Below are 7,757 nucleotides of genomic sequence, written 5' to 3' on the forward strand. Positions count from 1 at the left end.
CAACTTGGACACAGATTAAGGATTTACTGGAATGGGATAAATCGGCTGAAAAGCGTTTTACTGTCACCCTGGAGGAGACAATAGAAGGGTCAGATGACGAGTGCGGTCAGAATTTTGGTTACCATGCGTCATTGTTCACTGGTTGCGATAACTTCCATGGCCCTTGCCGCACCGCCTGACCTGACCGACACCGCGATTCCCGTTCAGCCGCTGGCGCGCACCTACCCGCGCGGGCTGTATATCGAGCCGCACCAGCATGTATGGGGCCAGGTGCTGTATGCCTCGTCAGGCGTGATGTGGGTCGAGACGCCTCGGGAGGCGCTGCTGGTCCCACCTCAACGCGCGGTCTGGTTGCCGCCGGGTGTCGAGCATGGCATTCGTGTGGTCTCGGATCTGGAAATGCGCAATATCTACCTGCGCCCGGCCATTGCCCTGACTCTTGAAAAGACCGTGCAGGTGTTCGAAGTGGGCAGCCTGCTGCGCGAGCTGATCATCAGTCTGGTCGCGCTGGACCGTGAAGCTGAACCTGACTACTACGATGCCTTGGTCAATCTGGCGTTGCTCGAACTGGCCCGCGCCCGCCGTTCGCTGATCCGCATCCCCATGCCGGACGGCGCCGACCGCCGCCTGATGAGCCTCTGTCAGGCGGTGATTGACGAACCCTCGCTGGACATCCCTTTTGAGCAACACGCAGAGAGCGCCGGTGCCAGCGTGCGCACCCTGGCCCGCCTGTTCCGGGCTGCTCTGGGTATGGGCTTTGCCGAATGGCGTCGCCAGGTTCAACTGGCCACCGCCGTAGCCAGCCTGATCCAGGGCCATACCGTCAGCAGCATCGCCCACCGCCTGGGCTACTCACCAAGCAGCTTCAGCGACATGTTCCGTCGGGAACTGGGGGTGGCGCCTTCGCAGTATGGGATGGGGTCGTAGCAGACCTCATGGCTACGGGACAACTGTCCCGACCCTGATTACCCCGGAAGTCACCCCGGAAGTCGGGCGGTTGGTAACGGCTCTTGATTGTTATGCCAGACGCCTTCAATCGCCGCCTCTCATAGACACCAGACTACCAAGCTGGCCGAAATTCAGAAGTCCTTGGCCGGTAGCCTTTTGCGTCTGTCCCTAGACTCTGGCCATTCCCTGATTGGTCCGGAGTCCTTCCATGAGCTTTGTCATTTCCCTGGTCATCGGCATTGCGGTCGGTGTGCTGTACGGCGCGCTGGATTTTCGTTCGCCGGCGCCGCCCACCGTGGCACTGGTCGGTCTGCTGGGCATGCAGCTCGGTGAAAAAGCCTGGCCCATGGGCAAACAATTGGTCACGGCCTGGCTGTCCTGAATCTTCTATCTGAGTGGAGTTACTGATGAACGCACTGCAATTTTCCCGCACTGGCGACCTGGCAGCTTTAGAGTATGTCGAACTGCCGCAACCGGTTGCCGCCGAGGGCGAGGTGCTCATCCAGGTGAAGGCCGCCGGGCTCAATCCCAGTGACGTAAAGAACGTCTTGGGCCGCTTCCCGTACACCGTACTACCGCGAGTGCCGGGCCGGGATTTTGCCGGTGTAGTGGTTGAAGGCCCGCAAGGTCTGATTGGCCAGCAAGTCTGGGGCACCGGCAAAGAACCGGGGTTCTTCCGTGACGGCTCCCATGCGCAATGGCTGACCTTGCCGGCCAATGGTGTGGCGCTCAAACCCAAGGCGCTGAGCTTTGTTCAGGCCGCCAGCCTGGGCGTGCCTTACACCACCGCCTGGGATGCCTTGCAGCGCAGCGGTGTCGGCGCCAATACCCGGCTGCTGGTGATCGGCGGCAACGGGGCGGTCGGCAGTGCAGCACTGGCACTGGGCCGGGTGCTGGGCGCTCAGGTGCTGGGCGCGGTGCGCCGTCCTGAGCAACAGCAGGCTCTGGCCGCCAAGGGGATCGACAGCATTGTGCTGGGCGAACCGGATGCGCTGGCCGGGCAAGTGCAGGCGTTTTTCAGTGGCGGTGCCGACGTGATCTTCGACACCACCGGCTTTTGGCTGGCGCCATCGGTGGCGGCGTTGGCGACCTGGGGACGCATCGCGATTATTGCTGCGCCGGTAGACGGCCAGGTTCAGCTACCGTCACTGACGCTATACCGCAAAGGCGGTTCGGTGGTCGGGATCAACTCGCTGCTTTACGACTGCAAAGCCTGCGCCGCGATGCTCGACCAGTTTGGTCGCTTCTTCGATGAGGGGCTGCTGGAACTGCCAGGTGACCTGGTGGAATCACCCTTGAGCGAAGGCCTTGCGCGCTATGGCGAGGTCAATGCCGGGCGCAGTGACAAGATCATCCTGATCCCCTGAGCGCCATCCACAGCTTAACTGTCCAGCGTCAGAATCTGCAGAAACAGGGCGAAAAAGCCGAAGAAGATCCAGAAGATACTGAACAGCCACGGCGCGCGCAGGGAGAACAGCAGGGACTTTTTCGGCCCGGTTTCGCTGGACTCCCAGTCGCTGAACAGCGGCGAGTCGTCATAGGTCAGACCAATGACCGGCTCGCTTTGCAGCAACTGCGCCTGCTTGTGGTGCCAGTGCTGGATGATCTCGCAGGCCGCACGAATGCCTGGCCAGGCGCTGAGGGTGTTGAGCAGGCCGAGCAGGGCCAGCATCGGCGGAATCACTACAGTGAAAATCACCCCCCAGTCAGGGTTGAGGTTAGCCATTGACGAGGCGTAGGCGATCACCATAAACGACTGCGCAGTGAGGTAGGCGTTGGTGCGGTTGGAGAGGTTGGTGGTCTCGTATTGGATCTCCCGGCGGTAGAACTCCAGGCGCTCCTTGGGTGAGCCGAACAGCCGGGTGTTCTGTTCCTTGACGACCTCCTCGGGCGTTTCGTGGGTAATGATTCTGGGCACGCTGCTGACCTGCAAGGCTGGATTGGCTCGGTAGACTCCTGCCTGACGGCGCGGTTCGACTGATGTGACCAGCCGCTTTACAAGCATTGCAGAGTTTTACCTTTGCCCCTTAAGATGAGAACGATTTTCAAAAGCGGGATCATTCAGGGTGTCTACGTCCTCCACTCACAAGCTGGGTTTCTTCTTCAGCGACCACCATCGCTGGTTGCTGCAGCACATCCAGTGGCGGCTGGGACGCTCAAACGGCAACCATGCCGACGCCGAGGACACCGCTGCCGAAGCCTTTTGCCAGATGCTTGCATCCAGGGTCGACCCGGACAGCATTGAGCAGCCGCGCGCCTATCTGTCGACCATCGCCCGTCGTTTGATTCTTGACCGGCACCGGCGCAGGCAACTGGAAATCGCCTATCTCGAACGCCTGGCCCTGCTGCCCGAGCAGGTCGCGCCATCGCCGGAAGACCAGCATCTGCTGATTGAAGCGCTGGTGACCATCGACCGGGTGCTCGACGGTTTGCCGATGCTGGTCAAGACCGTATTCCTCTACAGCCAGCTCGACGGCATGAGCTATGTCGATATTGCTGCCAAGCTCAATCTCAGCGAGCGGACGGTCAGTCGTTACATGAAACAGGCGCTGTGCCAGTGCTATATGGCTGATAGCAGCTCGTGAGCCGGCCTGCGATTGACCCGGTTGGTGAACAGGCCGTCGACTGGATGGTGCGCCTCAGCGCCGGCCAGCACTCGGCAAATCTGCGCGCTGAATTCGATGACTGGCTGCGCCGCGACCCAGAGCACGCCCGGGCCTGGCAACGTCTGCAAGAGCGCATTGGCGGCTCGTTCAATGTGGTTCGCTCGCTGGAGCGCCACAAACCAGGCCAGGCCGAAGAGGCCCGGCGCCTGTTGCTCACGCCCTCCACGACGCGCCGCGATGTGTTGCGCGGCCTGGCAGCCATTGGCTTGCTGGGGGGCGGGCTCTGGTTGGCGGCGCGCAGCGGCCCCGGCCTGGCACTGTTCGCTGACCTGCGCACCGGCACCGCCGAGCGCCGCAGCCTGACCCTGGCGGACGGCAGCCGCCTGAGCCTGAATGCCGACAGCGCGGTCGACCTGGACTTCAACGCCAGCCAACGCTTGATCATCCTGCGCCGTGGCGAACTGATCATTCAGGTCGCCGCCGACCCACAGCGGCCCTTGCGGGTACGCACCGAACAGGGCGAAGCCCGTGCCCTGGGCACGCGCTTCATGGTTGCCCAAGAGCAGGACGCCACCCGCCTGGTGGTGATGGAGCATGCCGTGCGCGCCCGCCTGAACGATGGCCGCGAGCAGGATGTGTTGCAAGGTCAGGGCGCGCTGTTACGTACTTCGAGCATCGAGCCGCTGGGCCGCGAAGCACTGCGCCGCGCCGCCTGGCTGGAAGGGCGCCTTAATGTACTCAACGAGCCACTGGGCGAAGTGATCGATGCCTTGCGCCCCTATACCCACGGCATCCTGCGGGTGGCGCCCGAGGTACAGGATCTGCGCGTGCAAGGCGTGTTCCCGCTGGATGATCCGCAGCGCACCCTGCAGGCGCTGGGAGAGACCTTGCCGATCAAAGTCGAGCATTACACACCCTGGATAACCGTGATCGGCCCGCGTTGAGGACTTGTCGCCTGCAGAGCAGCCTCCCACAGTGGCCAGTGTCGTGCTTGTGACTTGAGTGCGACGCCAGCCCGGTGGGAGGCACTGCTGGCGAATGGCGGAGAGTCTAAACAGGGAAGTTTTGAAAATCTTTCTCATTCGTGTCCGGTTTTTCGATCTCGTCCCACCTATTTCCTGAAACGACCCTTAACACGATCATCAGGAGCATGTTGTGCACAACCCTTGGTTCCACGCCCTCCCGCTTGCCCTCGCTGTAGCCGCCATCAGCGCCCCGGCCATGGCCCAGGCTGCCCAGCCGTTCAACATCCCGGCCGGCAACCTGGCCGATACCCTGAACAGCATTGCCAGCCAGGGCGGCCTGGTGCTGTCGCTGGACCCGAGCCTGGTCAGCGGCAAACAGGCCCCGGCCATTCACGGCGAAATGACCGCCACCCAGGCGCTGCAAAAGGCCGTGGCCGGCAGCGGGCTGGATGTGTTGGTGACCAGCGGCGGCAATGTCACGCTGGTGCCGGCGCTCAGCAACGAGCAGGCGCTGGAGCTGTCGTCGGTGACCATTTCAGGCAAGGCACCGGGGTCTATTACCGAAGGGACGGGGTCGTACACCACCGGCTCGACCAGCAGCTCGACGCGTTTGAACCTGACCCCGCAGGAGACGCCGCAGTCGATTACGGTCATTACCCAGCAGCGCATGGAAGATCAGAAGCTGGACAACCTTATTGACGCTCTGGACGCGACCACCGGAGTGATCGTCAAGATGGCTTCGATGGGCGCTGATGCTCCGCAGATGTGGTCGCGTGGCTCGGTGGTCAATAACTTTCAAATAGATGGTGTGCCCAGCTCGTCATCACTGGCCAACTACCTGCAGAGTACGACGGCCTACGACCGGATCGAGGTGGTTCGCGGAGCTACGGGAATGATGAGCGGGATGGGCAGTCCATCAGCGACCATTAATATGATCCGCAAGCGTCCGACTTTTGATCCGCAGTTGACGATCAAAGCCGAAGCCGGGAGCTGGGACCGCTACGGTACAGGGCTGGATGTCTCCGGTCCGTTGACTGAGAGCGGTAATATCCGGGGCCGCCTGGCGGCGGACTACAAAAGCCAACATGCCTGGACTGATAACTATGAGCAGGAAAATACCGCACTGTTCGGCATCACTGAAATCGATCTGAGCGAACGCACACTGCTGACGCTGGGCTTCAATCACCTTAAGCGGCATACCGATTCCCAGACCCGCGTGTTCCCGGTTATTTATACCAATGGCCAGAAGACGGGCAGCAAGGCATCTGACAATGACTCACCTGACTGGGCTTACTACGATCACCAGCTCAATAGCCTATTCGCTTCAGTCGAGCATCAGTTCGACGGCGGATGGAGCCTGAAAACCGAGCTGAACCACACCCAGTACCACTACGACAGTTATGTCGCGGCCTTTCTCGGTACCGTCGATCAAACCACGGGGGCTGGCGGCAGGCTATCGGCGTCGCACTGGGCAGCATCGGTGGAGCAGGACAGCCTCGACAGTTATGTAACAGGGCCGTTTTCCTTGCTCGGCCGCGAGCACGAATTGATTGGCGGTGTGACCTTGTCACAGTTGCAGTCCGACAGCCCCAACTACACACAGACCTCCGCTGCTTACAATATTGCGAATCCATTTGAATGGGCGAAAAGCACTCCACAGCCGGCTTACAGAAAAACCGGTAAAACCGAATCCACCGAATACCAGTACTCCGCTTATCTGAGCACTCGCTTACACCTGAGCGATGCAGCGCGTCTGGTCGTTGGTGGCCGGGTGACAGACTGGAAACAGAATCGCGATACCAGCAGTTTCACCACCGGTAGCAAGAGCAAGACCCGTAGCCGGGAAAGTGGTGTGTTCATTCCTTATGTGGGGCTTACTTACGCGCTGGACGATACCTGGACGGCATATGCCAGCTACACAAAGATCTTCAACCCCCAGCCTTATTACGTCAGGGACATCAATGACCAGCCATTGCCGCCTGAAGAGGGGACCAGTTACGAAACCGGCATAAAGGCGAGCTTCAACGACGGCAAGCTCAACTCCAGTCTGTCGCTGTTCAAGACCGAGCAGGAGAGCCTGCCTGTCTGGGATGCCGGTACCCGTTCGTACACTCTGGAAAAGGGCACCGATACCCAAGGGGTCGAGCTGGACTTCAATGGTGAACTGGCGCAAGGCTGGAATTTCAGCACGGGCTATGTGTACAGCGTGACTCGCAACTCTGACGATAAACGGATTCTGACCAGCGCCCCGCGACACAGCCTCAAGACCTTTACGACCTATCGTTTGGCGGGTGACCTGGACAAGTTCACCGTGGGCGGCGGCGCCACATGGGAAAGCGAAACCGGCAGCAACCTGAATGTCTACAGACAAAGCAGTTACGTGTTATTCAACCTGCTGGGGCGCTACGACATCAACGACAACCTCTCGGTCTCATTGAACGTGAATAACCTGTTCGATAAAGAATACTTGTCATCGTCCAATGAGCACTTGGGTCTCTATGGCGCCCCGCGCAATTTCATGACCTCCCTCAAATACACCTACTAAACCCCGACCTCGCGCGCGCCTGACCATCTGGGCGCGACAAGCCCCGCCGTTCAGGGCGGGGAAGGATAGCGCGGACGGCGTAGCCGTCCCCGGTTGAAGTAACATGGCGACACAGATGCCCCTCTATGGCGGTATTTCGTTACAAAGACCCCATGGGCATGCATCTTGAAAACACCGTGCCGTCCGCGCCTAATGTCGTCTTCATTGCTCATGGCTCAAGAGCAGCATGCAACGACTTCAAGCCTTCAAGTACGAACTCATGCCAGACGGCCGGCAGGAGCGGCAAATGCGCCGCTTTGCCGGCTCCTGTCGCTTCGTCTTCAACAAGGCGCTGGCGTTGCAGAAGGAGCGCCACGAGCAAGGCGAGAAGAAGCTCGGCTATGCGGGCCTGTGCAAGTTGCTGACCGAATGGCGCCATAGCCCGCAAACCGCATGGCTGGCCGATGCGCCTGTTCACCCGTTGCAACAGAGCCTCAAGGATCTGGAGCGGGCCTACACCAACTTCTTCGCCAAGCGAGCCGACTTTCCCCGGTTCAAGAAGAAGGGGCAGCGCGACAGTTTCCGCTATCCCGACCCGAAACAGATCAAGCTCGACCAGCCCAACAGCCGCCTGTTTCTGCCAAAGCTGGGCTGGCTGCGCTACCGCAACAGCCGCGAGGTGCCTGGCACGGTGAAGAACATCACCGTGAGCCA

At 60.5% G+C, this 7,757-nt stretch carries 8 protein-coding genes and 1 pseudogene; 7 read left to right on the plus strand and 2 right to left on the minus strand.

The window, feature by feature from the left end:
• Window positions 1-156: 156 nt before the first annotated feature.
• The 3 genes from NRB16_RS28535 (at window position 157) to NRB16_RS28545 (ending at window position 2,315) form a co-directional block, all read left to right on the plus strand.
• Window positions 157-927, plus strand: coding sequence for a helix-turn-helix transcriptional regulator (locus tag NRB16_RS28535; RefSeq protein WP_257107521.1), 771 nt, complete (start codon window positions 157-159; stop codon window positions 925-927).
• A gap of 229 nt (window positions 928-1,156) precedes the next feature.
• Window positions 1,157-1,330: a DUF1427 family protein gene (locus NRB16_RS28540; RefSeq protein ID WP_084709882.1), complete on the plus strand. Its 174-nt coding sequence runs from the start codon at window positions 1,157-1,159 to the stop codon at window positions 1,328-1,330.
• Between the two features lie 25 nt (window positions 1,331-1,355).
• The gene (locus NRB16_RS28545) at window positions 1,356-2,315 is read left to right on the plus strand and encodes a zinc-binding alcohol dehydrogenase family protein (RefSeq protein ID WP_257107522.1); all 960 of its coding nucleotides are present in this window, start codon (window positions 1,356-1,358) and stop codon (window positions 2,313-2,315) included.
• 14 nt (window positions 2,316-2,329) lie between these two features.
• Here the strand turns inward: NRB16_RS28545 and NRB16_RS28550 are convergent, their stop codons facing one another.
• Window positions 2,330-2,866 (minus strand): hypothetical protein, encoded by a 537-nt coding sequence (locus NRB16_RS28550; protein ID WP_257107523.1) that lies wholly within the window; start codon window positions 2,864-2,866, stop codon window positions 2,330-2,332.
• A 148-nt stretch (window positions 2,867-3,014) separates the two neighbouring features.
• Here NRB16_RS28550 and NRB16_RS28555 point away from each other — a divergent pair, with 148 nt between their 5' ends.
• From NRB16_RS28555 to NRB16_RS28565, 3 genes are all read left to right on the plus strand, one after another.
• The gene (locus NRB16_RS28555; RefSeq protein ID WP_257107524.1) at window positions 3,015-3,533 is read left to right on the plus strand and encodes a sigma-70 family RNA polymerase sigma factor; all 519 of its coding nucleotides are present in this window, start codon (window positions 3,015-3,017) and stop codon (window positions 3,531-3,533) included.
• The gene (locus NRB16_RS28560; RefSeq protein WP_257107525.1) at window positions 3,530-4,498 is read left to right on the plus strand and encodes a FecR family protein; all 969 of its coding nucleotides are present in this window, start codon (window positions 3,530-3,532) and stop codon (window positions 4,496-4,498) included. The genes NRB16_RS28555 and NRB16_RS28560 overlap by 4 nt, the downstream gene beginning before the upstream one ends.
• A 211-nt stretch (window positions 4,499-4,709) precedes the next feature.
• A complete protein-coding gene (locus tag NRB16_RS28565; protein ID WP_257107526.1) occupies window positions 4,710-7,064 on the plus strand; it encodes a TonB-dependent receptor in 2,355 nt (784 codons plus the stop codon).
• Between the two features lie 119 nt (window positions 7,065-7,183).
• On the opposite strand, the pseudogene NRB16_RS28570 reads toward NRB16_RS28565, so the two are convergent.
• A pseudogene (locus NRB16_RS28570) lies at window positions 7,184-7,276 on the minus strand (IS200/IS605 family transposase); the annotation flags it as partial.
• A gap of 14 nt (window positions 7,277-7,290) precedes the next feature.
• On the opposite strand from NRB16_RS28570, the gene NRB16_RS28575 reads away from it, so the two are divergent.
• Window positions 7,291-7,757 (plus strand): helix-turn-helix domain-containing protein (locus tag NRB16_RS28575; RefSeq protein ID WP_257107527.1); only part of this gene is annotated, 467 nt, incomplete at its 3' end.

Origin of the sequence: Pseudomonas sp. LJDD11 (assembly GCF_024584215.1) — a bacterium.
Classification (GTDB): Bacteria; Pseudomonadota; Gammaproteobacteria; order Pseudomonadales; family Pseudomonadaceae; genus Aquipseudomonas.

Coding starts and splice junctions, on each gene's coding strand:
- NRB16_RS28535 (WP_257107521.1), top strand. CDS start 157: ATGGCCCTTGCCGCACCGCCTGACCTGACCGACACCGCGATTCCCGTT.
- NRB16_RS28540 (WP_084709882.1), top strand. CDS start 1,157: ATGAGCTTTGTCATTTCCCTGGTCATCGGCATTGCGGTCGGTGTGCTG.
- NRB16_RS28545 (WP_257107522.1), top strand. CDS start 1,356: ATGAACGCACTGCAATTTTCCCGCACTGGCGACCTGGCAGCTTTAGAG.